This window comes from Enterococcus sp. AZ163, assembly GCF_050498925.1.
GTDB classification, from domain to species: domain Bacteria; phylum Bacillota; class Bacilli; order Lactobacillales; family Enterococcaceae; genus Enterococcus_A; species Enterococcus_A ferrettii.
In genome coordinates, this window is the sequence record NZ_JBIPAO010000020.1 from 1 (window position 1) to 330 (window position 330).

The 330-nt window shown below is 43.3% G+C and carries 1 protein-coding gene; it reads left to right on the top strand.

Going from position 1 to position 330, the window contains the following annotated elements; translation table 11 throughout:
• On the top strand, positions 1 to 330 hold a 330-nt coding region (locus tag IGI46_RS25910; RefSeq protein ID WP_429974628.1), incomplete at both ends, for a hypothetical protein.

Below are 330 nucleotides of genomic sequence, written 5' to 3' on the forward strand. Positions count from 1 at the left end.
AGTATCAGTACGTCGATTAGCGAATCAATCAGCACATCGATTTCCGACAGCACGAGCGATTCAGCAAGTGAATCGGGCAGCTACAGTGGAAGTACGTCAGTAAGTACAAGTGACAGTACAAGCACAAGCACATCACTAAGTGATTCAAGTTCAACTAGCACAAGTATTAGTAATAGTGACAGTGACAGCTTGAGTAACTCGATTAGCGATTCAAGATCAGAAAGTACCAGCATCAGTGATAGCGACAGTGCAAGTATCAGTACGTCGATTAGCGAATCAATCAGCACATCGATTTCAGATAGTGCGAGTGATTCAGCAAGTGAATCAGGT